23 protein-coding genes and 1 pseudogene are annotated in these 22,773 nt (G+C 57.3%); 17 read left to right on the top strand and 7 right to left on the bottom strand.

Annotated elements, in window-relative coordinates; all coding sequences use genetic code 11:
• Positions 1 to 3 precede the first annotated feature (3 nt).
• Positions 4 to 699, top strand: a complete 696-nt coding sequence (locus tag NDJ10_RS00685) for a Bax inhibitor-1/YccA family protein (RefSeq protein WP_296159116.1) — start codon at positions 4 to 6, stop codon at positions 697 to 699.
• 68 nt (positions 700 to 767) lie between these two features.
• On the opposite strand, the gene rlmD is transcribed toward NDJ10_RS00685, so the two are convergent.
• The 4 genes from rlmD to surE form a co-directional block, all read right to left on the bottom strand.
• Positions 768 to 2,210: a 23S rRNA (uracil(1939)-C(5))-methyltransferase RlmD gene (gene rlmD, locus NDJ10_RS00680; protein ID WP_296159115.1), complete on the bottom strand. Its 1,443-nt coding sequence runs from the start codon at positions 2,208 to 2,210 to the stop codon at positions 768 to 770.
• Between the two features lie 54 nt (positions 2,211 to 2,264).
• Positions 2,265 to 3,104, bottom strand: coding sequence for a peptidoglycan DD-metalloendopeptidase family protein (locus NDJ10_RS00675; protein WP_296159114.1), 840 nt, complete (start codon positions 3,102 to 3,104; stop codon positions 2,265 to 2,267).
• An 11-nt stretch (positions 3,105 to 3,115) separates the two neighbouring features.
• Positions 3,116 to 3,829, bottom strand: coding sequence for a protein-L-isoaspartate(D-aspartate) O-methyltransferase (locus NDJ10_RS00670; RefSeq protein ID WP_296159410.1), 714 nt, complete (start codon positions 3,827 to 3,829; stop codon positions 3,116 to 3,118).
• Between the two features lie 95 nt (positions 3,830 to 3,924).
• Positions 3,925 to 4,692 carry a 5'/3'-nucleotidase SurE gene (surE, locus tag NDJ10_RS00665; RefSeq protein WP_296159409.1) on the bottom strand — a complete coding sequence of 256 codons (768 nt, stop codon included), beginning with the start codon at positions 4,690 to 4,692 and terminating at the stop codon, positions 3,925 to 3,927.
• Positions 4,693 to 4,807: 115 nt separating this feature from the next.
• On the opposite strand from surE, the gene NDJ10_RS00660 reads away from it, so the two are divergent.
• The 3 genes from NDJ10_RS00660 to NDJ10_RS00650 are packed head-to-tail and all read left to right on the top strand — an operon-like array spanning position 4,808 to position 6,585.
• Positions 4,808 to 5,374: a LemA family protein gene (locus tag NDJ10_RS00660; RefSeq protein ID WP_296159113.1), complete on the top strand. Its 567-nt coding sequence runs from the start codon at positions 4,808 to 4,810 to the stop codon at positions 5,372 to 5,374.
• A 4-nt stretch (positions 5,375 to 5,378) separates the two neighbouring features.
• Positions 5,379 to 6,287, top strand: coding sequence for a hypothetical protein (locus NDJ10_RS00655; RefSeq protein ID WP_296159112.1), 909 nt, complete (start codon positions 5,379 to 5,381; stop codon positions 6,285 to 6,287).
• 52 nt (positions 6,288 to 6,339) lie between these two features.
• A complete protein-coding gene (locus tag NDJ10_RS00650) occupies positions 6,340 to 6,585 on the top strand; it encodes a hypothetical protein (protein WP_296159111.1) in 246 nt (81 codons plus the stop codon).
• A gap of 73 nt (positions 6,586 to 6,658) precedes the next feature.
• Here NDJ10_RS00650 and ccoG (NDJ10_RS00645) read toward each other — a convergent pair whose 3' ends face one another.
• On the bottom strand, positions 6,659 to 8,095 hold the full coding sequence (gene ccoG / locus NDJ10_RS00645) for a cytochrome c oxidase accessory protein CcoG (RefSeq protein WP_296159109.1): 1,437 nt from the start codon (positions 8,093 to 8,095) through the stop codon (positions 6,659 to 6,661).
• Between the two features lie 635 nt (positions 8,096 to 8,730).
• On the opposite strand from ccoG (NDJ10_RS00645), the gene NDJ10_RS00640 reads away from it, so the two are divergent.
• Positions 8,731 to 8,880: a hypothetical protein gene (locus NDJ10_RS00640; RefSeq protein ID WP_296159108.1), complete on the top strand. Its 150-nt coding sequence runs from the start codon at positions 8,731 to 8,733 to the stop codon at positions 8,878 to 8,880.
• 20 nt (positions 8,881 to 8,900) lie between these two features.
• A complete protein-coding gene (locus NDJ10_RS00635) occupies positions 8,901 to 9,539 on the top strand; it encodes an RluA family pseudouridine synthase (RefSeq protein ID WP_296159107.1) in 639 nt (212 codons plus the stop codon).
• Between the two features lie 4 nt (positions 9,540 to 9,543).
• Here NDJ10_RS00635 and NDJ10_RS00630 read toward each other — a convergent pair whose 3' ends face one another.
• Positions 9,544 to 9,861, bottom strand: coding sequence for an HPF/RaiA family ribosome-associated protein (locus NDJ10_RS00630; protein ID WP_296159106.1), 318 nt, complete (start codon positions 9,859 to 9,861; stop codon positions 9,544 to 9,546).
• Between the two features lie 95 nt (positions 9,862 to 9,956).
• On the opposite strand from NDJ10_RS00630, the gene NDJ10_RS00625 reads away from it, so the two are divergent.
• From NDJ10_RS00625 to NDJ10_RS00605, 5 genes are all read left to right on the top strand, one after another.
• Positions 9,957 to 10,718, top strand: a complete 762-nt coding sequence (locus tag NDJ10_RS00625) for an SDR family NAD(P)-dependent oxidoreductase (RefSeq protein WP_296159104.1) — start codon at positions 9,957 to 9,959, stop codon at positions 10,716 to 10,718.
• 98 nt (positions 10,719 to 10,816) lie between these two features.
• The gene (gene bktB, locus NDJ10_RS00620; RefSeq protein ID WP_296159103.1) at positions 10,817 to 12,004 is read left to right on the top strand and encodes a beta-ketothiolase BktB; all 1,188 of its coding nucleotides are present in this window, start codon (positions 10,817 to 10,819) and stop codon (positions 12,002 to 12,004) included.
• Between the two features lie 112 nt (positions 12,005 to 12,116).
• A complete protein-coding gene (locus NDJ10_RS00615) occupies positions 12,117 to 13,322 on the top strand; it encodes an NnrS family protein (RefSeq protein WP_296159102.1) in 1,206 nt (401 codons plus the stop codon).
• Positions 13,323 to 13,326: 4 nt separating this feature from the next.
• On the top strand, positions 13,327 to 15,261 hold the full coding sequence (locus NDJ10_RS00610; RefSeq protein WP_296159101.1) for a type IV pili methyl-accepting chemotaxis transducer N-terminal domain-containing protein: 1,935 nt from the start codon (positions 13,327 to 13,329) through the stop codon (positions 15,259 to 15,261).
• 2 nt (positions 15,262 to 15,263) lie between these two features.
• Entirely contained in the window at positions 15,264 to 15,983 is a 720-nt protein-coding gene (locus NDJ10_RS00605; RefSeq protein ID WP_296159100.1) for a response regulator, read from the top strand.
• Between the two features lie 18 nt (positions 15,984 to 16,001).
• Here the strand turns inward: NDJ10_RS00605 and NDJ10_RS00600 are convergent, their stop codons facing one another.
• Complete coding sequence (locus NDJ10_RS00600; protein ID WP_296159099.1) at positions 16,002 to 16,481, bottom strand: Rrf2 family transcriptional regulator; 480 nt, start codon at positions 16,479 to 16,481, stop codon at positions 16,002 to 16,004.
• Between the two features lie 132 nt (positions 16,482 to 16,613).
• Here NDJ10_RS00600 and ccoG (NDJ10_RS00595) point away from each other — a divergent pair, with 132 nt between their 5' ends.
• From ccoG (NDJ10_RS00595) to NDJ10_RS00570, 6 genes and pseudogenes are all read left to right on the top strand, one after another.
• Positions 16,614 to 18,068, top strand: coding sequence for a cytochrome c oxidase accessory protein CcoG (gene ccoG / locus NDJ10_RS00595; protein WP_296159098.1), 1,455 nt, complete (start codon positions 16,614 to 16,616; stop codon positions 18,066 to 18,068).
• Between the two features lie 20 nt (positions 18,069 to 18,088).
• Entirely contained in the window at positions 18,089 to 18,310 is a 222-nt protein-coding gene (locus tag NDJ10_RS00590; RefSeq protein WP_296159097.1) for a DUF3079 domain-containing protein, read from the top strand.
• A gap of 2 nt (positions 18,311 to 18,312) precedes the next feature.
• Positions 18,313 to 19,506, top strand: coding sequence for an NnrS family protein (locus NDJ10_RS00585; RefSeq protein WP_296159095.1), 1,194 nt, complete (start codon positions 18,313 to 18,315; stop codon positions 19,504 to 19,506).
• 59 nt (positions 19,507 to 19,565) lie between these two features.
• Positions 19,566 to 20,426: pseudogene (locus NDJ10_RS00580) on the top strand (IS5 family transposase).
• A gap of 193 nt (positions 20,427 to 20,619) precedes the next feature.
• A complete protein-coding gene (locus NDJ10_RS00575) occupies positions 20,620 to 21,828 on the top strand; it encodes an ABC transporter substrate-binding protein (RefSeq protein ID WP_296159094.1) in 1,209 nt (402 codons plus the stop codon).
• A 72-nt stretch (positions 21,829 to 21,900) separates the two neighbouring features.
• The gene (locus tag NDJ10_RS00570) at positions 21,901 to 22,773 is read left to right on the top strand and encodes a branched-chain amino acid ABC transporter permease (RefSeq protein ID WP_296159407.1); all 873 of its coding nucleotides are present in this window, start codon (positions 21,901 to 21,903) and stop codon (positions 22,771 to 22,773) included.

The following is a 22,773-nucleotide window of genomic DNA, read 5'->3' as shown; positions in this document are numbered from 1 at the left end:
ACCATGACTGATAACGTCCATTCCATCGAACGTAGCCATGGCTTTGGTGCCCTGGCGCAAGAGCGCAACAAAGTCCTGCGCAACACCTATTGGCTGCTGGCGCTGAGCCTGATCCCGACCGTCCTGGGTGCCTGGCTTGGCGTTGCCACTGGCATCACCCAATCACTCACCGGCGGCATGGGCTTGGTGGTGTTTTTAGGCGGCGCGTTTGGCTTCATGTATGCGATCGAAAAAACCAAAAACTCAGCTGCCGGTGTGCCGGTGCTGCTGGGCTTCACCTTCTTCATGGGCCTCATGCTGTCGCGCATGATCGCCATGGTGCTGGGCTTCAAGAACGGTCCGGATTTGATCATGACTGCCTTTGGAGGTACTGCCGGTGTCTTTTTTGTCATGGCCAGTCTGTCCAGCGTCATCAAGCGCGACCTCTCTGGCATGGGCAAATGGCTGTTTGTGGGCGCACTGGCAATCGTGGTGGGCGGCATCATCAATGTGTTCGTCGGCTCGACCGCCGGCATGATGGCCATTTCGGTGGCCGCCATTGGTGTCTTCAGCGCCTACATGCTGTATGACCTGAAACGCATTGTGGACGGCGGTGAAACCAACTACATCAGCGCCACGCTGGCACTCTATCTGGACATCGTCAACGTGTTCCAGAGTTTGCTGGCACTGCTCGGCATATTTGGCGGCGAACGTGATTAAGGCTTTCTGCCCCAGAAAAAAGGCTCCTAGTGAGCCTTTTTTCATGGTGGGTGCCCAACCTCAGCGCACTAGACAATGAGGTCGAAAACGGCAATGCTTTCGACGTGGGCCGTATGCGGAAACATGTTGACGACACCAGCGCCACTGCATCGGTAACCCGCCTGATTCACCAGCAAACCGGCGTCACGGGCCAAGGTCGAAGGATTACAACTCACATAGACAATGCGTTTGGGAGGTGACCAGGTGTTGGCCCCTGGCGTGGCAGGCGCCTCCGAGAATCCCAACTTTTGCTGATGCAAACTGGCCAGCGCAAGCGCCAAGGCAAAAGCACCTTCGCGTGGCGGGTCCACCAGCCATTTATCTGCGACGCCATCGGCAATAAGCTGTTCAGGTTTCATCTCGAACAAATTCCTGGCGGCAAATTCAGTCCTTGCCAGAGATTTGCCAGAGTGGGCAAGCACCTTGTTCTTCTGGTAATTTTCGCGTGACCTGGCCACCAGCGTTTCACTACCCTCGATCCCCAAAACCTCACAGGCCTGGGTGGCCAAAGGCAGGGTGAAATTCCCCAAGCCGCAAAACCAGTCGATCACCCGCTCATCGGGTTGCACATCCAGCAGACGCAAGGCACGCGACACCAGCACCCGGTTGATCTGCGGATTGACCTGGGTGAAGTCGGTTGGCTTGAAGGGCATGGTGATGCCAAACTCGGGCAAGGCATAACTCAACACTTCGCCGCCTTCGTCCAGCAGGCACACGGTTTCCGGCCCCTTGGACTGCAACCACCACTGCACACCCGCATGCTGCTGGGCAAAGCCGCGCAACCGGGCCAAATCAGCGGCGCTCAAAGGCTCCAGATGGCGCAACACCAGAGCCGTCACGCTGTCACCGCAGGCCAATTCGATTTGCGGACAGGTCTCTACCGCATCCAGCGAGGCAATCAAAGCACGCAAGGGCATCAGCATGGTGCCCACATGCGGTGGCAACACGGGGCACACTTGCATGTCGGCCACATAGCGGCTCTTGCGCTCGTGAAAACCCACCAGCACCGTGCCTTTTTTCCGCACGTAACGTACCGACAACCGGGCCCGGTAACGGTAGCCCCAGGCCGGTCCTTCGATAGGCCGGAAAATAGTTTCGGGCCTGAGCTTGCCCAAATGCCATAAATTGTCTTCCAGCGCGCGTTGCTTGACGGCGACCTGCGTGCCCACATGCAAATGCTGCATCTTGCAACCACCGCAGGCGCCAGTGTGCAAACCAAAGTGCTGGCAATGGGGTTCCACCCGCTGGGAAGATTCCCGATGAATGGCTGTGAGCGTGCCCCGCTCCCAGTTGTTCTTGGTGCGGTTGATGTTGGCGCTGACGTACTCAAAAGGCAACGCACCTTCAATGAACACCACTTTGCCGTCAGCTTTGTGGGCCACCCCCTGTGCCTCCAGGTCCAGGGACTCCACATACAGCCAGTCGGCGGGCACGGCAGACTTGACGGCCGTGGGATCAGTCGGTTCAATCATTCAATTCAACTCTTGATGTCGCCCGGCCTGAATGCCGGGCGTGGGAGAAAGGCTTTAGCGGGCAGGCAAGTACTTGGCAGGATCTACCGGTTTACCCTGGCGGCGCACCTCAAAGTGCAACTTGACACGATCCGCATCGCTATTGCCCATCTCGGCAATTTTTTGCCCTTTAAGCACGGATTGGTCTTCCTTGACCAACAGGGTCTGGTTGTGGGCATAGGCCGTCAAATAAACATTGTTGTGCTTGAGAATGATGAGGTTGCCATAACCACGCAAACCGGCACCGACATAGACCACGCGACCATCCGCAGCCGCCAGCACCGGGTCACCGGCAACACCGCCAATGTCAATACCTTTGTTCTTGACATCGTCAAAGCCGGCCAGCACCACCCCATTGTTGGGCCAGACCCAATTGATTTCCGTGTCAGTTACCTGATTGGACTTGGTCTCGGCTGCCGCCGCCACATTGGCGCTTGAGGACGCGGAAGAAGGTGGTTGCGCCAGGCTCCCTGTGCTCACCGAGGGCCGCGACACGGGCTGAACCTGTACCTCCTGGCTTATTGGCGGGGCCACCCGCAAGACCTGACCGACTTCGATGCGGTTGGGGTTTTCAACCTGGCTCCAAGCCGCAATGTCACGCGGGCTTTGCCCGTTTTCGAGGGCAATACGCATCAGGGTATCGCCCGGCTTGACCGTGTAGTAACCCGGTTTGCCCGCATGCTCAAAGCCCTGTGGCTGTTTGACAATGGCAGCAACACCTACAGGATCGCCGACACGGGTCACCCGCTCCTCCACCGGTGCCCGATTGATACTTCTGGTACCGCACGCCACCAAAGTCAATAGCACACAGGCCGCAGCCAAAGACAAACCCAACCGTCGCTTCAAAACCGTCATATCAACCCCCATCATGCAATACCCGATTTTAAAGGGACAAAATAAACACCTTCCATGACCGACTGACGAATACCTTGTGGCGTTTTGTCAATCACCAGCAATACCTGTTTTCCTGCACTGGTAACACCCGCAGACACTGGCGCCACCAGCCTGCCGCCAACCGCCAACTGGTCGATCCAGGCCTGGGGCACAGCTTCGCCGCCAGCCGCCGCGATGATGCCGGCATATGGCGCGCCCTTGGCATATCCCGGCATGCCGTCACCAAACAACAGATGCACATTGGCCAGCCGCAAATGGCGTAGATTTTCACGCGCCTTGTCGTGCAGTCCACGCAAGCGCTCCATTGAATAAACCTCTTGACACAGCAGGCTCAGCACCGCGGCCTGGTAACCGCAGCCGGTGCCAATTTCCAGTACCCGCCCCAAATGGCCTGGACGACCCTGGCGCAACAGTTCCAGCATTCTGCAGACGACTCCGGGTTTTGAAATCGTTTGCCCCAAACCGATGGGCAGGCTGGTGTCTTCGTAGGCTTGATTCACCAGGGCAGTATCGACAAAACGGTGGCGCTCAATGCTACCCATCGCCTGCAATACTGCTGCATCCGTCAGCCCTTGCTGCGCCAGTTTCGTCACCATGTTCTGCCGCACCGCACTGGAATCCAGGCCGACGCCATGTTGTACCAGTGTGTTTTTATGTCCAGGTCCTGGTAAAGGTCGGAGCGTCATGGCAGGCCGGGCTGGCATGCCCGACGTTTTATGCAGGTCTAGCTTGGCCGGAAAACCGGGCCGAAGACTGGCTCCGCTCGAACTTGGCCGGGTCATCAGTTGTCCAAGCTGGTGAGCTTGGCCGCTGTTTGAGCCCAGTAACCCAGATGGTCGTGGTCTGTCAGATCGACTTTGAGCGGCGTCATGGCAATATGACCTTGCGAAGTTGCATGAAAATCAGTGCCATCGGCCTCATCCTTGGCCGGACCTGCCGCACCAATCCAGTACATGGTCTCTCCGCGCGGGCTTTGTTGGGTAATCACTTTTTCGGCGGAATGACGCCGGCCCAGGCGGCACAACTTCAAATGACCCAACTCAGCCAGCGGCAGATTGGGAATGTTGACATTGAGCAGCCAGGGCATATTGCCGATCAGGTTTTGCTGCCCCATTTGCAGCACCAGATCGCGTGCCTTGATCGCCGCCGCGTCGAGGTTGTGCCAATCCCGCTCAACCTGCGAAAAGGCAATGGCCGGGATACCAAACAGATAGCCTTCCATGGCTGCGCCCACGGTGCCGGAATAAATGGTGTCGTCCCCCATGTTGGCGCCGTTGTTGATGCCCGCCAGCACCAGGTCAGGCCGGTAGTCGAGCAAGCCTGTGAGGGCGATGTGGACACAATCGGCCGGCGTGCCATTGACATACCTGAAACCATTGGCGACGCGCTGCACATACAGCGGCGTATGCAGGGTCAGCGCATTGGATTTGGCGCTGTTGTTGTGCTCGGGAGCCACAACCTCGACCGTCGCAACGTCTTTGAGCGCCTCATACAGCGCCACAATGCCGGGTGCCTGAAAACCGTCGTCGTTGCAAATAAGAATTTTCATCATGATGCCCTATTAGACTTGAAGTATAGGGTGCCCAGGCGCTTTGAACAGCCGTCTTGCGTGGGGCAAATCTCGTCCTGTAGGACAATCCCGATACAACGACAAGGAGCGATTCATGGGTGCGATTTTCTGGATAGTGCTGGTGGTGGTTGTGGTGTACGCCATCACGCTTTACAACAGCCTGGTCAACGTCAAGAACGCAGTGGCCAAGGCATGGGCCAATATCGATGTGCTGCTCAAGCAGCGCCATGAAGAATTGCCCAAGCTGGTGGACACCTGCAAGCAGTACATGCAATACGAACAGAGCACCCTGGAAAAAGTGATCCAGGCCCGCTCCAGGGTGTCAGAGGCCCGTCAATCGCATGACATGGGGGCACTGGGCCTTGCCGAGGGGGCACTGCGCAGCGGACTGGGGCAGCTGTTCGCCCTGGCAGAGTCCTACCCCGAACTCAAATCCAATGAGCAGTTCCTGCACCTGCAGTCGCGCATCAGCGGGCTGGAAAACGCGATTGCGGACCGGCGCGAGTTCTACAATGAAAGCGTCAACATCAACAACGTGGCCATTGAGCAGTTTCCGGGGGTCGTTTTGGCGCGGTTGTTCAACTTCAAGGCATTTGAGCTGCTGAAGTTTGCTGCCCCGGAACTGGAAGACGTCAATATCGCGCAACGCTTCAAGGCATGAAGCCATGCTGGTGCGCGGCTTGCACGGTTTGCAGCACCTAGGGCTGAACCTCACTGGCCTTGTCAGCGGCCTGTATGCGGTCTTGATTGCCGCGGCTATGAAGTTTGGCCCCGGACCACAGACGCGCTGGTGTCTGGTGGGTATCGCCCTGCTGGCTGGGTTGGCCTGGCTGGGTTGCCTGCACCGCGCCCGCACCATTGCCGAATTGGCCACTTCGCGCATTGCCTCTGCCGCGCAAGGTTATGTCGAGCTCTTGGGCCGCGCCAGTAGCGACAAAAACCAGTTGATCTACACCCCACTGGGCGGCATCGCCTGCATCTGGTACCGCTACAAGTTGTATTCCAGAGACAACACCAAGCACGAGTGGCGTCAGATCGACAGCGGAACGAGCAGCACCACGTTTGACATCAGCGATGCGACAGGCGTCTGCACCGTCGATCCGGATCATGCCGAAGTGGTCGGTGCGGAGGTTCACACCAGCTATCCAGGCAATGACAAGCTGGTCGAAGAATGTCTGTTTGGTGGCAGCACCATCTATGTACTTGGCGACTTTTTGACTCTTGGCGGGTCCAGTTCTGCCTTGAGTGCAAGGGAAGACGTGAGCGCGCTGCTGACCCATTGGAAGCAGGACCGTGCCGGCTTGCACCAGCGCTTTGACCTGGACCGCAATGGCACCCTGGATCTGCAGGAATGGGAGTTGGCCCGGCAGTTGGCCACCCGGACGGTTGAGCGCCAGCACCGGGAAATTCGGCAGCAGCCGGGCGTGCACTTGCTGCGAGCACCCGAAGACGGGCGGCTGTTTCTGATTTCTGCCCTGTCGCCCAAGGCACTGCGCAATCATTTTTTGCGCTGGAGCGTTTTCCACCTGGCGATGGGGATGGCAGCCACCATGGGCTGGTTTTACCTTGCGTGAATGACTTGGTTTTAAATTCTGGCGTGACTCATCAACTTGTGAAAGATTTTCCATGAGAATCATTTTTGGCGTCTTGAGTCTTCTCATTGTTGCTGCTGTGGTGGGCACCCTGGCCAAAAAACAACTCACTGGGGGCTCTGCGATCAACGTCAGTCCGCAGAACGGCAGTGACATTACCGTACCCACACCCCTGCCCGGTGCAACTGCGCAGCAGCAAAGTCTGCAAATTCAGCAGCAGGTCAGACAATCGCTCGGAACTTCGATCCAGCAGGCCCGGCCTGCATCGGGCGAGCAATAACAATAACGCACGGACACCCAACATCCCTTCACCACCCCGCCAGCGCCAGACCCGGACCTAAGCACACCGGCATTTACTGCGGAATGATGAACTTGGATTCTTCCTTCAAGCGGCCCGGGCTGTCCAGGGATTCAATGATGAAGTGAATTTCATGCGCGCCGGGCTTGTCGGCTTCTGGCGGCACCTGTACCCGCACCGGCACCCAGCGCGCTTCGGTTGACGCAATGCTGTGGGTGTCTTCCGACATGATCCTGATTCCAGGCAAGCCTTCCACCGAAATTTTGTAGCGTTGCGATGCTTCCGTTGCGTTCATCACCTGAATGCTGTACACGTTCTCCACCTTGCCGGCCTCAACCACGCGCGCCATCACGCCACGGTCGCGCACCACATCGGCTTTGAAAGGCGTGCGCGTCGCCAGGCTGACAAAGATCGCCAGCACCATCGCTAGCAAGATGACGGTGTAAACCAATACCCTGGGCCTCAGCACACGGCGCACCGTCTGCTCTTTGGTCCAGTGATTTTTCATGGCGTTTTCGGTCGAGAACTTGATCAGACCACGCGGGTAGCCCACCTTGTCCATCACGGTGTCGCAAACATCAATACAGACGCCACAGCCAATGCATTCATATTGCAAGCCATTGCGGATGTCGATGCCGGTCGGACACACCTGCACGCACAAACTGCAGTTCACGCAAGCGCCCAGGTTCAAGGTCGTGAGGTCGGCTTTTCTGGAGCGGGCACCGCGCGGCTCACCACGCTCGGCGTCATAGGTCACGATCAACGTGTCCTTGTCGAACATGGCGCTTTGAAAGCGGGCGTAGGGACACATGTGTTTGCAGACCTGCTCGCGCATGAAACCGGCGTTGCCGTAGGTGGCAAAGCCATAAAAGAAGACCCAGAAAAATTCCCAGGCGGCAAGCTGACCGCTAAAAAATGCTCCCGCCATATCGCGCATGGGCACAAAGTAACCCACAAAGGTGAAGCCGGTCCAGAAGGCAAATGCAATCCACAGAGCTTGTTTGCCCGCCTTGCGAGCAAACTTCTCGGCCGTCATCGGGCCCTCGTCACGGCGTAGCCGTGCTGAACGGTCGCCTTCCAGCAATTTTTCGATCCAAAGGAAAATCTCGGTGTAAACCGTTTGCGGACAGGCATAACCGCACCACAAGCGGCCTGCCACGGCGGTGAACAAAAACAGCGACAGAGCCGAAATAATCATTAAACCGGTCAGGTAAATGAAATCCTGCGGGTACAGCACCAGACCGAAAATGTAAAAGCGGCGCACACTCAAATCAAACAGCACCGCCTGGCGCTGGCCCCATTCGAGCCAGGGCAGACCATAGAAAATAATTTGCGTCACCCAGACCATGATCCAGCGCCATTGCGTAAACACCCCGGAGACGCTGCGTGGGTAAATTTTTTGGTGTGCTGCGTAAAGTGACACCAATTCCTCGTCGGGTTCCGCAACGGCGATCGGTATCACCTTTTTAGGTTCTTTGTTTTGAAAGCTCATCAGGTTTCCTCAGAAGATAAAGACAGATCATTTTTTCAGGCAGCGCTGCCCTCTGCGCCAGGAATTCGTCACGCGTCAGGCCTGCAAAAAACAGGGGCCAGTGGCGCTGTTCCTGTACGCTGCTCACTGCGTGCGCTGTGTATGGCTGGCAAACAAAAATGTTTCATCAGGCAAAGTAAAGACACGTTGGGTCACAACGTCCCACAAGAGTTCAGGCTCAGCCGGAGGGGCTGGTGCGAACAGGCCGTCACGGCCAACAAGCCACCACAGAACAAGCGGTCATGCCATCCAAACCTCAGGCAGTTTGGCGCATGTCCGGCGTGCTCAGCACATGAACCCGTTCTTTTTCAAAAGGAAGTATAGAACCGTCCGCCAGTGATAACGCCACCCATCTGTCGCCTTGAACCAAGGAAGCGCCCAGACTTTCGAGTTGAAGTGACAAAAAGCATGGATACCATCACGGGCAGTCGCGCTGAACTGACCTCCCGACTGGGCATCAGTGAGCGCTCTTCTCTTTGTACCGCAAGCTCAACGCACTCAAACCGGGCTGATGACCCAGGTCTAACCAAGCCAGCCGATAATGAGCCCACCCACACTTTAATTAACTGCACAAGCGAGCAAAACAGGAGCACATCATGGCAAAAGGTCAACAGGGCAACAACAAAATGGTCAAGAAACCCAAGAAGGACACCTCGCCGCCCAAGCCCGTGTCGGCGGATGCGGTACGTCCCACCATCACCACCGTGGTGCCTGTGCGCGGCAAACTGAAAAACGCACCACGTTAAGCGGACCACGCCGCATACCTTTGCCTGACTTCAGTATTCTCTTTGCCGACGAAGCCTTGTTGGTGCTGGATAAACCAGCCGGCCTGTTATGTGTCCCCGGCAAGGGCGAAGACAAACAGGACTGTCTGAGCAGTCGGGTACAGCAGCATTTTGTCGATGCCCGGGTGGTGCACCGGCTCGACATGGCCACCTCGGGCCTACTGGTCATGGCGCGCGGGGCATTGGCGCAGCGCGTTTTGAACGATGCCTTTGCCAAGCGGCAGGTACACAAGCGTTATGTGGCCATCGTGGACGGTTTGCTGACGCCACCCGCCACAGACTGGGGCGTCATTGATTTGCCAATCTGGCTGGATTGGCCGAATCGGCCCAAGCGCATCATTGACGCGCAAGGCAAGCCCAGTCACACCCGCTGGCGTGTGCTCAGTCAAAACGTAAAAGAACAAACAACGCGGCTGGAACTCGAACCTGTCACCGGAAGATCGCACCAGTTGCGCGTGCACCTGCAAGCCCTGCAGCATCCGATCCTGGGTGACACCTTGTATGGCATGCCCGCAAGCTTATCCAAAGTCAATCGATTGCTGCTGCACGCCACCCGGCTTGAACTGACGCACCCCGTCAGTCTGCAAACCATGGTGTTTGTGAGCGATCCGCCGTTTTAAGAAATCAGACGCGTGCCGTGCGACCCAAGGTGTTTTCAATCAGACGCAGCAATTTGTCGGCGGCGCCATCGAGTGCCTGGTTCAGATTGGCAGCGTGGTGTTTGACGGCCAGCGGCTGATGCCCATCAAGCCGGGCCTCCAGCATGCACTGCTTGTTTTCAGGACTTGTTTTTTTGCCGCCGTTTTCATCACTCAGGTGGACTTCAACGCGGGAGATCTGGCCACTGAATCTGGCCAGTGCCTCCTGTACCGCACTGCTGACCCATTTGCTCATGGCGTCCGTACCTTCAATATGGTGATCGGTGTGAATTTGAACCTGCATTTTTTTCTCCTTGTCATGCAACCACATGGGTTGAGATTCATGATAGCCACCTTGATCTGGGAAAATTTGACCTCTATCAATTGAGCCGGCAATACATGACAACCCACTTATTTATCTTGACTGGCGCCTCCCGCGGCATGGGGCTGGCCATCGCTGAACAGTTGTTGGCCGGTGAACATCGTTTGCTGTGCATTTCACGCCGTCCGGACCCTGCCCTGGACGCGCTGGCAGTACAGCAAAATTGCCTGCTGGAACAATGGGCCCTGGACCTGTCGGAGTCGGAACACGCAGCAGCTTGCCTCAAAGTCTGGCTGAACAGCCTGGACCCACTGCAGCTCAAAAGTGCCACCCTGATCAACAACGCGGGTGTGATCCCTGCCATTGCGCCCTTAAGTGCCTCCGAGCCTGCCGAATTGACCCGTGCGTTGCGGGTCGGCCTGGAGGCTCCAATGCTGTTGACTGCGTCATTCCTGGGTGCCACCGCAAGCTGGTCCGTGCCGCGCAAGGTACTCAATATGTCATCGGGTCTGGGCCGCCGGCCGATGGCATCACAAGCAGCTTACTGCGCAGCCAAGGCCGGCATGGACCATTTCACGCGCTGTCTGGCGCTGGAAGAAGCCCGCCTGGCCAATGGGGCATTGGTTTGCTCGCTGGCACCCGGTGTCATCGATACCGACATGCAGGAGCAGCTGCGCAGCGCCGATGCCGCAAGCTTCCCGGATCAGGCCGGATTTGTGCAACTCAAGGCAACTGGCCAACTGACCACGCCTGGCGAAGCCGCCAGACGCGTGCTCGCATGGCTGGCGCGCCCCGATTTCGGCCAACAAGTGGTGGCCGATGTCCGCGACAACGCCTGAACGAGATTAACAAGGTGGTCTCTAAATTCGTTGGTTTTTTGTCAGTAATCGGCGCTAAGATGGCTTTGTAATTATTTATTAACCCGAGGAGATATGAGATGACCCGTGAAGTAGTGATCGTGAGTGGCGCCCGTTCTGCCATTGGTACCTATGGTGGCAGCCTGAAAGACATGGCACCGACCGAACTTGCGGGCCAGCTCGTGCGCGATGTCCTGACCCGCGCCCAGGTCAAGGGTGACGAAGTCGGCCACGTGGTCTTTGGCCATGTGGTCAATACCGAACCCAAGGATATGTATTTGTCGCGGGTGGCGGCCATCAACGGCGGTTGTGCCGAGGGTGTGCCCGCCTTCAACGTGAACCGCCTGTGCGGCTCGGGCCTGCAGGCCATTGTCTCGGCAGCCCAGTCCATCTTGCTCGGCGATGCCGACATTGCCATTGGCGGCGGTGCCGAAGCCATGAGCCGTGCGCCCTATGCCAGCCTGAACATGCGCTGGGGCGCACGCATGGGCGACACCAAGATGGTGGACATGGTGGTGGGTGCCTTGCACGACCCGTTCCAAACCATCCACATGGGCGTGACCGCAGAGAACATTGCCGCCAAATGGGGCATCACACGCGCCGACCAGGACGCGTTGGCCATGGAGAGCCACAACCGTGCCCAGCGCGCCGTTGAAGCCGGTTATTTCAAGAGCCAGATCATGCCGGTGACACTGAAAAGCCGCAAGGGCGACGTGGTTTTTGACACCGACGAGCACTACCGCCCCAACTGCACAATGGCCGATCTGGCCAAGCTCAAGCCTGCCTTTCTCAAGGAAAACGGCACGGTCACTGCCGGCAATGCATCGGGCATCAACGATGCTGCCGCGGCCGTGGTGTTGATGGAAGCAGCCACGGCTAAAGCCCGCGGCCTGAAACCGCTGGCCCGGTTGGTGGCCTATGCGCACGCTGGCGTTGACCCCAAGTACATGGGTATCGGCCCGGTACCGGCCACGCAAATGGCCCTGAAAAAAGCCGGCTTGACCGTCAATGATCTCGACGTGATCGAGGCCAACGAGGCTTTTGCCGCCCAGGCTTGCGCTGTCAGCCGCGACCTGGGCCTGGACCCCGCCAAGGTCAACCCCAACGGCTCAGGCATTTCACTGGGGCATCCGATTGGCGCCACCGGCGCGCTCATCACGGTGAAGGCTTTGTATGAACTGGAGCGCATTGGCGGACGCTACGCGCTGGTGACCATGTGCATTGGGGGTGGTCAGGGCATCGCTGCGATTTTTGAACGCCAGGCCTGAGGGTTTGACAAGGAGACCTTTGAGATTCCAAGTTTTTTTTGCGGTGTGTTAAGGTTGATTGACCAGGATCGCCGCCTAATGGCAAACTGGGTCTATTTTGCAAGCTGAACACATGGAATCTGTCCCGCTCCCCATTTTTTACGAAGTCAAGGCCGCCGCGCAAAAACCCAGGGGCTTGCCTTTTCTGCGTCTGGGTTTCCGGCCTTTTTATCTGGGCGGCACGCTGGTGGCGGCACTGGCGGTGCCGCTCTGGGTGGCCCTGTTCATGGGCGGTATCTCAAACAGCCCGGTTGTTCCCGCCCTGCTCTGGCACGCCCATGAAATGCTGTTTGGCTTTGCGGTGGCCATCATCATTGGCTTTTTGATGACGGCAGGCAAAAACTGGACCGGACTGTCCACGCCACGCGGCGCATCGCTGGCCGCTTTAGCATTACTCTGGCTCGGCGCGCGTATCGCCGCATTGACCGGACCTGGCGTGCTTTACGCTTTGCTGGACATGGCCTTGCTGCCGCTGGTGGCCGGCATTTTGGCTCGGCTGCTGCTGGGTGCCAAAAACTACCGCAACCTGCCACTGGCGCTGATCCTGGCCTTACTCGCCGCCGCCAACCTGATTTTTCATCTGGCCACCCTGGGTGTGCTCGACGTGCCGGCCATGACCCCGCTGCATGCTGCCTTGGGCCTGATCATCATGATCGAGAGTGTGATTGCCGGACGTGTGGTGCCCGCCTTCACCATGAGCGCCACACCCGGTTTGCGCATCCAGAGATCAGCCAACCAGGAACGTTTGACGCTCGGCCTGACCGCCCTGGGCTTGCTGCTCTGGGTATTCGCTCCGGCAGGAGTCTGGGGGTTGCTGGTCCTGCTGGCAGCGGCCGGCCTGCACGCCATACGGCTGTGGAGCTGGCGCCCCTTGCGCACACGCCACAAACCCATTTTGTGGATATTGCATGGCGCCTATGCCTGGATTGCACTGGGTTTGCTGCTGCTGGCGCTGGCCCAAATGGGCTGGATTCCGGTGTCTGCTGGCGTACACGCGTTGGCTGTCGGGGCCACGGGCGGCCTGATCATAGGCATGGTGACACGCACGGCGCGCGGCCATACCGGCAGGCCACTGGCGCTGTCGCGCCTCGAAGTGGCCGCTTATGCCCTGGTCATGGCAGCGGCCGCATTGCGCGTGCTGGTGCCACTGCTATGGCCCGGGCTCTACATGGCAACACTCATACTGGCTGCCGCCGCCTGGTGCGCGGCGTTTCTGATCTACCTGTGGATTTATAGCCCCTGGCTGTTGCAAACCCGACTCGACGGCAAGGACGGCTGAGTTCATGATGATCAAACGACACTGGAATTTGGGCACCAAACTGCTGATGGTGGGAGCACCGTTTTTGCTGTTGATCTTCATGGCAACTGTGGCCACGCTGTGGGTTTCCTGGCAATTGGATGGTGGTGCCGCGGCGGTCAACGAGGCAGGGCGGATGCGCATGCAGTCTTACCGCATGTCGCTGTCCATCGGTACCCGGGAAACTAGCCAACTCCCCGAACAAATCGCCGAATTCAACCGCAGCCTGATGACGCTCAGGCAAGGCGACCCTGAGCGTCCGCTGTTTGTGCCATGGGACACTGACACCAACCAGCACTTTGCCGTGGTAGAGAACAACTGGACAGCCTACCAGGCACGCTGGATCAACGCCAAGCAGACAAGCTTTGGCGACCTGCGGGCTGACACCGTCGCATTTGCATCCCACATTGATGCCTTCGTCAACAGCATCGAGGTGCACATTGCAAAATGGACCGCACTGCTGCACCTGCTGCAAATAAGCATGCTGGCTTCGGTGGTGGTGGGGGCCACGGTATTGCTCTATACCGGCTATCTGTTTGTGCTGGAGCCGGTGGGTCAACTGAAACAAGTCATTGAAAAAATACAGCAGGGAAATTTTGATGCACGCGTGGAGCGGGTCTCCAGCGATGAATTTGGCACCCTGGCCGATGGCTTCAATGGCATGGCCGAGCATTTGCAATCCATGTACAAAAACCTGGAAGCCAAGGTGGCTGAAAAAACCGTTTTGCTGAAAGAAAAATCGGATCGGCTGGAGAGCCTGTACGAGATCACGGCATTGGTGTCCAAAGCCACCTCGCTGGATGCACTGGCGCAGGATTTCGCCAAGAGTCTGGCCAAGATTTCTCATGCTGACGGCGTTGCGTTGCGCTGGTCCAATCAGGGCGGTCAGCGCCACCTGATGCTGGCTGCCCACGGTCTGTCTGCAGGCATGATCGACGACGAGCAGTGTATCAATACCGGCGATTGCCACTGCGGCTCAGCCACTTTGGATTCAGACTTTCGCGTCATTCCGATCCGTGATGACGCCAGCGCACCGTTAAAGCATTGCCACAAGGCGGGGTTCGAAACCGTCATCACCCTGCCGGTGCGCCTGCACCAGCACCTGATGGGCGAGGTCGATCTTTTTTACCACGCCCGTATCACGCCAACACCTGCAGAGCGCTCGCTGCTGGAGGCGCTGAACAGCCACCTGGCCAGCGGTATGGAAAACCTGCGCCTCAATGCCCTGGAAAAAGAAGCGGCCGTATCGCAGGAGCGTCACCTGTTGGCGCGCGAGTTGCATGACTCGATCGCCCAATCGCTGGCTTTCCTGAAAATCCAGGTGCAATTGATGCGCGACGCCATCAAGACCCGCAACGAAACCGAGATTGCCAAAATCCTGGAAGAAATCGACGCGGGAGTGCGTGAAAGTTATGGTGACGTGCGTGAACTGCTGCTGCACTTCAGAACCCGTACCAACACCGAAGATATTGAGCCCGCGCTGGCCACTACCTTGCAGAAATTTGAACATCAAAGCAGTATCAAAACCACGTTGACGATGCAAGGGCAGGGTCTGCCGCTGGCTCCCGACGTACAAATTCAGGTGCTGCACATTGTGCAGGAAGCGCTGTCCAACGTACGCAAACACGCCCATGCGTCGCAAGCCTGGCTGGATGTACAGCAACAACCCACCTGGCGCTTTGAAGTACGCGATGACGGCATCGGCTTTAATCCGGATACCGATCAATTCGACGAGACCCATGTTGGTTTACGCATCATGACCGAGCGGGCGCAGCGCATTGGCGCGCAAATCGAGGTGATGTCAACACCAACGCGTGGCAGTTCGGTCATATTGACCCTCACACCGCCATCACACCCGAGCACCACCAACGCTGCCCGCATGGACAACCTGAAAGCAGACATGACTGCAACCACCGCCTGAACATGCCCAACACATCCATCAAAAGCACGCCCATCCGGATTCTGGTGGTCGACGACCACACACTTTTTCGCCGCGGACTGACCGCCCTGCTGACACGCGACACGGGTCTGCAGGTGGTGGACGATGCAGCAGATGCCGGGCAAGCGCTACGAAAAGCCAGGGAACTGCAGCCCGATGTGATCCTGCTTGACAACCATCTGCCCGGTGTCAGCGGTGTCAAGGCCCTGCCTTCGCTCCTTGAAGCAGCACCCAACGCCTGTATTTTGATGCTAACTGTGAGCGAAGACGAAAACGATCTGGCTGCGGCCCTGCATGGTGGTGCCAGCGGCTACCTTCTCAAGAACATGGAAGGCGACGACCTGACAGCGGCAGTGCACCGTGCCGTCCAGGGGGACAGCATCATCGCGCCAGAAATGATGGGCAAGCTGATCTCTGCCTACAAAAACACCATCACTAGAACAGGTGCGGCCGCAGTGACTTCGACTGCACCCCCCTCTGTCAAAAGCAGCACTCCCACGGCGCAAGCCATGGCCAGCCTGTCACCACGCGAGCTTGACATCCTGCGCGGCATCGCCCGAGGCGCCAGCAACAAGGAAATCGCGCGCGAGCACGGCATTGTGGAAACCACTGTCAAAATTCACGTGCAACACGTATTGCGCAAATTGGGGGTGAGTTCACGGGTGCACGCTGCCGTGATGGCCACAGAACAAGGCTTGCTTTAAGCCAGCAACGGGTTTAACTCAAACAGATGTGCCCGGCAGACCTGGAATCAGCTGCAGGCGCCTTGTTTTTGGCATGTTGCCAACGCTGACAACCGGTGCCACCAAATCTGCCAGCGTGATGTTATCCAGCACTGCCAGAAAGCTTTGCGTCGCCTGATTCAGGGCCCCTTTGAGTCGGCAGTTCTGGTTCATCCGGCACTGGTTCAACGCCAGATCAAAGCACTCGACCACAGCAAAGTCAGTTTCAGTGGCGCGCACGACAGTGCCCAGACAAAGGTCTTTGGCGGGTACAGCCAAGCGCATGCCACCGCCTCGTCCACGGGTTGTTTCCAACCAGCCGCGCGCGGCGAGTTGCTGCACAATTTTGGTCAGGTGGCTACGCGAAATACCATGATTCTCGGCAATCTCGGTGATCGTTATCGGTTTGGTGCGATCCAGGCAGGCAGCGCAATACATCAAAACACGTAAGGTGTAGTCGGTCCATTGGGTGAGGCGCATAAGTCAGACCTGGGTAAAACAAAGATTCATTCAATGTATCTATTATCAGGATAAAATAACATTCATACAATACTCCTCTTAAAGAATTCCACCCATGCCAGTACCCAAACAAGCCCATACTGCGCAGAAGTAATGCAAAAACCTGCCACATCCAAAATCATCCCGATCCAGCCAGTCCCGCTTGATGCAGGTACGGGCATCGTTTTTTCGTTAAACGACGAGCAGGGCAAGATTTATCCGCGCACGGTAAGCGGGTTTTTTACCCGCTTGCGCTGGGTCATGGTCTGGGTTACCCAACTGGTTTTTTACGGCCTCCCCTGGCTGCAGTGGAACGGGCGACAGGCTGTTTTGTTCGATCTGGCCGGTAGCCGGTTTTTTATTTTTGGCCTGGTGCTGCATCCGCAAGATCTGATCTACCTGGCTGTTTTGCTGGTGCTGGCAGCCCTGACGCTTTTTTTCTTTACTGCGGTGGCGGGCCGGCTCTGGTGTGGCTACGCCTGCCCACAAACGGTCTATACCGAGATTTTTCTGTGGCTGGAACGTGTCACCGAAGGCGATCGTCTGGCCCGCATGCGTCTGGATGCAGGCCCCTGGCGCGCTGAAAAAATAGTTCGAAAGAGCGCCAAGCAGGTCCTGTGGATCGGCCTGGGTTTGTTCACCGGCTTTAGCTTTGTGGGCTATTTCACACCCATTCTTGATCTGGTGCAGCAACTGCTAACGCTGTCGTTTTCACCCTGGGAATGGTTCTGGGTCTTGTTTTACGGTTTGGCCACTTACGGCAACGCGGGTTATTTGCGCGAGCAAATCTGCAAACACATGTGCCCCTATGCCCGCATTCAGAGCGCCCTGACCGACATGGACTCGATGGTCATCGCCTACGATGCCGGGCGGGGTGAGGCCAGGGGCTCACGCGCACGCGCTGCCGACCCCAAGGCGCTGGGCCTGGGTGACTGCATTGACTGCACGCTGTGTGTGCAGGTCTGTCCGACTGGAATCGACATTCGCAACGGACTGCAAAACGAATGTATTGCCTGCGCCGCCTGTATTGATGTTTGCGACGAAGTCATGCTCAAAATGAATTACCCCACCGGCTTGATCCGCTATTCATCGGGCAAGGGTATCGCTGACAAGTTGACCGCCCGGCAGATGGTGAAACGGGTCTGGCGGCCACGCGTATGGCTTTACGGCGTGCTGTTTCTGCTGGTTGTGTCGCTCTTTGTGGGTGGTTTGTCCACGCGCAAGGGCTTTGCCGTGGACATCATCAAGGACCGCGGCAGCATGGCCCGCGAGCTTGGCAATGGTGATATTGAGAACATCTATCGCCTCAAGGTCATGAACACCACCGAACGCGCGCAAACCTATAGCGCCAGCGTGCAGGGCCTGCCGGGCTTGACGTTGGTGACCGACCCTGTGCTGCAGGTGCCGGCCACGGGCATTGGGGCGCTCACCATCCGCCTGACCCTGGCTGCTGACACTGCCCAAGCTTACCGAGGCAAAGCCAACCCGATCAGCTTCAGGGTTGAAGCCAAAAACCAGGGCAAGCTTGTGGCGATAGAGGAAAAATCCACCTTCATCATTCCGCGCTAACGAACCCACAAAAGTCTGATATGGCCAAGAAATTTCCCATCCATCCGGCCAACCCGGAGCGCATCTGCTGGGGTTGCGACCAGTTTTGCGCCATCAATGCCATGGCCTGCGCCAACGAGCGTTCGCCGCATCCGTCCGAATTGTTTGGCGAAGACTGGCTGGCCTGGGGTGAGCAGCAACTGGCACCAGCCAGCGCACCAACAGACCCAACCATAGCCTCAGAAAACAACACAAGAAAGTAAGCATGACAGACCTTGCATCAAACAAAACACCTGCCGCTCCCCTACCCCATGGCATGCCCTGGTTACGACTGGCTTTTCGCCCGTTTTATCTCGGTGCAGCTTTACTGGCGGCCTTGATCGTGCCACTTTGGATCGCGGCTTTTCTCGGTGCCGTCAGCTGGCTACCCACGCCGCCCACAGTGCTCTGGCACGCCCATGAGATGCTGTTTGGCTTTGCCATCGCGGTCATCGTGGGTTTTCTGATGACCGCAGGCAAGACCTGGACCGGACTGGCAACCCCGCGCGGCCCCACTTTGGGTTTCTTGATCTTGTTATGGTTGAGCGCACGCGTGGCCTCGCTGCTCGCTCCCTACGCGGTTTTTGCAGTGTTGGATTTGGCGCTGCTACCCATCGTCGGGCTCATTTTTCTGCGTTTACTGATCCGCTCGCGCAATTGGCGCAACGTGCCGCTGGCGCTCATTTTGCTGTTGCTGACACTGGTCAACCTGACCTTCCATTTGTCCGCCAATGGCCTGGTCGAGCTGGCACCAATGCGCAGCCTGTATGCCGCCCTCGGGTTCATCGTCATCATTGAATGCGTGATGGCCGGGCGCGTCGTGCCATTTTTCACCACCAGCGCGTTGCCGAACCTCAAAATTGTCACACTGCCCTGGCTGGATCGCGTTGCCCTGGCGGCCACCGCCCTTGGCATGGTGTTGTGGGTGACCGAATGGCACACTGGTCTGGCCACTGCCACGCTGGCTCTGGCCTTTGCGCTCAACCTGGTGCGCCAATGGCGCTGGCATCCGCTGGCCACCCTGGGCCGCCCCATTTTGTGGATATTGCACGCGTCGCATCTTTGGCTTACGCTGGGCCTGGGCTTGCTGGCACTGGCGCAGCTGGGCCTGATGCCAGCATCACTCGGGGTCCATGCGCTGGGCGTGGGCGCCACCGGTGGCTTGATCATTGGCATGATGACGCGCACGGCGCGGGGTCATACCGGCCGACCGCTGACGGCAGATGCACCCGAGCTTGCGGCCTATGTGCTGATCATGATCGCCGCGCTGCTGCGCGTGTTGTTGCCGATGTTGGCACCCTCCCTCTACAGCTACGCCCTGCTGGCATCAGCAAGTGCCTGGAGTGCGGCCTTCCTGATCTATCTGTGGCAGTACACGCCCTGGCTGGTGAGCGCACGACCCGATAACAAAGACGGCTAATAACCCATCCGTAAATAAAGGATAATCACCATCCAAGCGCGAGAACTGCGTTTGGAGTGATGATGACAAAGGCCAAATCCTGTGAAGTGACAGATGAATTCTGGCAGCGGGTGCAGACATTGATCCCGCAGCGCCAGCGTTTGGAAAATCAGAACTACACCCGAAAGGCTGGCGGTGGTCGCAAGCCCAAAGATCCTCGGCTCGTCTTCGAGGCAATCATTTACGTATTACGCACGGGATGCCAGTGGAAGGCGTTGCCTGCTGAGCCCTTTGGCAGCGCCAGCGCAATCCACGCCCGGTTTCTTGAATGGGAAAAGGCAGGTGTCTTTGAAAACCTATGGCGACTGGGCCTTGCCGAATACGATGACATGGAAGGTATCGCTTGGCGATGGCAAAGCATTGATGGTGCCATGATGAAAGCGCCCATGGCACGGCACAGCGTTGGCCTCAATCCAACAGATCGGGAGAAAAAATGGGAGCAAGCGTCATTTCCTGGTGGACGGTCGTGGCGTCCCGTTGTCGCTCGTCGTGACCGGGGCCAATCGTCATGATGCCTCGCAACTGGGCGCTGTGCTGGATGGCGTAATGGTCGACAGACCAAATCCACCGCGGCGAAGAAACAAACACCTTTGCGCCGACGCTGGCTACACCGGAGCACCTGCATTGAGGCTCATTGAGAAGCACGGTTACATCCCTCATGTCAAAGTGCGAGGACAAGAGGCTGACGAACTCAAGCGCAATCCCAAGAAGAAGGCCAGACGCTGGGTGGTTGAAGTCGCCCACAGCTGGTTCAACCAATTTCGCAAGCTGCTGGTGCGATACGAATAACTTGATCGAGCTTCATCGCCCTGAACCATCTGGCAGCGTCAATCATGGCGCTTCGAAAAATCAAATTGGACGTGAACATTATTTACGGATAGATTATTAGGATGATTGCTTATAGCCCCGTATTCATTAACGATTAGGGTAAACACCCATAAAACTCGTCATAAAAGATTCCACAAATGAAGCGCTTCATATTAAGATATGGCCTCACTTTATGCGTATTTATTTTTATTTCAAATAATAAATGAAACGCTTCATATTATTGAGCGACCTCTAAGGAGACCTTGAATGATCAAACATCTAAAACGACTGGCAACGACGCTGGGTTGCCTGACGGTCATGGCCTCAGCGCCTGCGCATGCCCAGGACCTCAAACTGGGCGCTCTTTATCCGTTCAGCGGTGGACTCGCCCTCTTGGGGGATGAAAGTTTTCGCGGAACCCAGATGGCCATCGACGAACGAAATGCGACTGGTGGCATCAACGGCAATAAAATCACACTGTTCAAAGCCGACGCGGTCGATGCAAACCAAGCGGTGGGTGAGGCGCGCCGACTGACCTCGGTCGAAAATGTCTCCGCCATTTTTGGCAGTTATGCATCGGGCATTTCCGCCGCAGCGACGCAGGTGACAGAGTTGGCCGGTGTGCCTTACTTCGAACTGGGTGCAGTGGCCGACACGATCACCAGCCGCGGCTTCAAGTACGTATTCCGCAGTAACGCTACGGCCAAAAGCTTTGCTGAACGCAGTGTCGATTCCGTCATCAATGTCATCGCACCCATGATGAAGGTGGACCCGAAGTCGCTGAAGATCGCGATCATTTACGAAGACGGTCCTTACGGCACCTTGGTGGGCGGTTTCCAGAAAGACGAAACCAAGCGGTTGGGTCTGAACGTTGTTGAAAGTCTGCCTTACTCCGCAAAAAGTGTTGACCTGTCCTCTCTGGTGCTGCGGATCAAAGGTGCCAACGCAGACGTGGTGCTTCAGACCTCCTACCAGAACGATACCCTGCTGTTTTTCCGTCAGTCAGCAAGTGCTGGCTACAAGCCCAAAGCGGTGATCGGTGCCGGTGGCGGCTACTCGCTGCAGGAAACATCACAGGCATTGGGGACAGCTATTGAAGGCGTGTTCAACGTTGACTTCCCCCAGGTCACCATGAAGGACTCTGGCGCGCCAGGTCTCAAGGAATTCGTAGTCGCCTATCAAAAGCGATTTGGCACACCACCCCGCTCGGGTCATAGCCTGGTGAACTACGTGGGAGCCAAAGCATTTCTGGATGCTCTGGCTCAGGCCAAGTCCACCGACAAGGACAAAATACGTGATGCTGTGCTGGCCTATCGCAAGCCAGTGGGCACAAGCGCTGCAGGTTGGGGGTTTCAGTTTGCAGACAACGGGCAGAACCAGTTGGCATCGACCAACCTGATGCAGTGGCAAGGCGGCAAGCTCGTCACAGTCTACCCCGAGGCTGTTTCGACGGCCAAGCCCATCGCCTTCAAATAACCCGTCAGGCGATGTTTCTTAAATCCATTGAGGTCGTGCAAGCGTATGCCTTGCTCGGCTCGAGGGGCTGCAGTGTCTATCTTCATACAACTTCTGGTTAATGGTCTGCTGCTAGGTGGTGCGTACGCAATCATCAGCATCGGACTAACACTCATTTTTGGTGTTGTGCGCGTCGTCAATTTTGCGCATGGCGAGTTTCTAATGGTTGGCATGTACGCGGTATGGCTGTTGGCCCAATACTTCGGACTCCACCCCTACACATCAGCGATGCTGGTGGCTGTGATGCTGTTTGTGATGGGTGCCCTGATGCAACGCTTGGTGATTCAACCCCTCCTGTCCGCCGACCCACACATTCAGATCTTTGCGACTGTAGGTGTATCGACGGCCTTGCTGAACCTGGCGTTGATGGTGTTCGGCGCGGACATAAGAAAAGCTGAAGTCTCCTTCGGTACCGAGCCCATGATGCTGGGTGGTTTCACTTTCGTCAGTGGACAGATCATCACCTTTGTCGTTGCCGTCGTCGTCGCTGCGGGCACGCATCTCTTTCTCAAACATACCTACACCGGCCGTGGTTTCCGGGCGCTGGCCCAAAACCGGATGTCTGCCGCCCTCATGGGCGTGGACGTCAACAAGGCCTACGTGCTGGCTTTTGGTATCGGAGCAGGCCTGGTTGGACTGGCGTCCGGTCTGCTGGCCGTGCAATACCCGGCCTTCCCGACGGTGGGGCAGTATTTCGTGCTGACGGCTTTTGTGATCGTGGTGCTGGGGGGCATGGGCAGTTTGCCGGGCGCCGTCATTGGCTCACTCTTCATCGGTTTGATTGACAGCCTGGCTGGTTACTACGTCGGCCCTGGATTGAAGGAGGTCGTGTACTTCCTTGTTTTCCTGGCCATCCTTATTGTTCGCCCCACCGGCTTGTTCGGTTTGGGTCGTGGCTCTGAATAA

This window comes from Rhodoferax sp. (genome assembly GCF_023700745.1).
Lineage (GTDB): Bacteria > Pseudomonadota > Gammaproteobacteria > Burkholderiales > Burkholderiaceae_C > Rhodoferax.
The sequence above is the reverse complement of the archived record's forward strand: the minus strand, read 5'-3'. Positions and strand labels throughout refer to the sequence as shown.

Coding starts and splice junctions, on each gene's coding strand:
- NDJ10_RS00685 (WP_296159116.1), top strand. CDS start 4: ATGACTGATAACGTCCATTCCATCGAACGTAGCCATGGCTTTGGTGCC.
- rlmD (WP_296159115.1), bottom strand. CDS start 2,210: ATGATTGAACCGACTGATCCCACGGCCGTCAAGTCTGCCGTGCCCGCC.
- NDJ10_RS00675 (WP_296159114.1), bottom strand. CDS start 3,104: ATGACGGTTTTGAAGCGACGGTTGGGTTTGTCTTTGGCTGCGGCCTGT.
- NDJ10_RS00670 (WP_296159410.1), bottom strand. CDS start 3,829: ATGACGCTCCGACCTTTACCAGGACCTGGACATAAAAACACACTGGTA.
- surE (WP_296159409.1), bottom strand. CDS start 4,692: ATGAAAATTCTTATTTGCAACGACGACGGTTTTCAGGCACCCGGCATT.
- NDJ10_RS00660 (WP_296159113.1), top strand. CDS start 4,808: ATGGGTGCGATTTTCTGGATAGTGCTGGTGGTGGTTGTGGTGTACGCC.
- NDJ10_RS00655 (WP_296159112.1), top strand. CDS start 5,379: ATGCTGGTGCGCGGCTTGCACGGTTTGCAGCACCTAGGGCTGAACCTC.
- NDJ10_RS00650 (WP_296159111.1), top strand. CDS start 6,340: ATGAGAATCATTTTTGGCGTCTTGAGTCTTCTCATTGTTGCTGCTGTG.
- ccoG (WP_296159109.1), bottom strand. CDS start 8,095: ATGAGCTTTCAAAACAAAGAACCTAAAAAGGTGATACCGATCGCCGTT.
- NDJ10_RS00640 (WP_296159108.1), top strand. CDS start 8,731: ATGGCAAAAGGTCAACAGGGCAACAACAAAATGGTCAAGAAACCCAAG.
- NDJ10_RS00630 (WP_296159106.1), bottom strand. CDS start 9,861: ATGCAGGTTCAAATTCACACCGATCACCATATTGAAGGTACGGACGCC.
- NDJ10_RS00625 (WP_296159104.1), top strand. CDS start 9,957: ATGACAACCCACTTATTTATCTTGACTGGCGCCTCCCGCGGCATGGGG.
- bktB (WP_296159103.1), top strand. CDS start 10,817: ATGACCCGTGAAGTAGTGATCGTGAGTGGCGCCCGTTCTGCCATTGGT.
- NDJ10_RS00615 (WP_296159102.1), top strand. CDS start 12,117: ATGGAATCTGTCCCGCTCCCCATTTTTTACGAAGTCAAGGCCGCCGCG.
- NDJ10_RS00610 (WP_296159101.1), top strand. CDS start 13,327: ATGATGATCAAACGACACTGGAATTTGGGCACCAAACTGCTGATGGTG.
- NDJ10_RS00605 (WP_296159100.1), top strand. CDS start 15,264: ATGCCCAACACATCCATCAAAAGCACGCCCATCCGGATTCTGGTGGTC.
- NDJ10_RS00600 (WP_296159099.1), bottom strand. CDS start 16,481: ATGCGCCTCACCCAATGGACCGACTACACCTTACGTGTTTTGATGTAT.
- ccoG (WP_296159098.1), top strand. CDS start 16,614: ATGCAAAAACCTGCCACATCCAAAATCATCCCGATCCAGCCAGTCCCG.
- NDJ10_RS00590 (WP_296159097.1), top strand. CDS start 18,089: ATGGCCAAGAAATTTCCCATCCATCCGGCCAACCCGGAGCGCATCTGC.
- NDJ10_RS00585 (WP_296159095.1), top strand. CDS start 18,313: ATGACAGACCTTGCATCAAACAAAACACCTGCCGCTCCCCTACCCCAT.
- NDJ10_RS00575 (WP_296159094.1), top strand. CDS start 20,620: ATGATCAAACATCTAAAACGACTGGCAACGACGCTGGGTTGCCTGACG.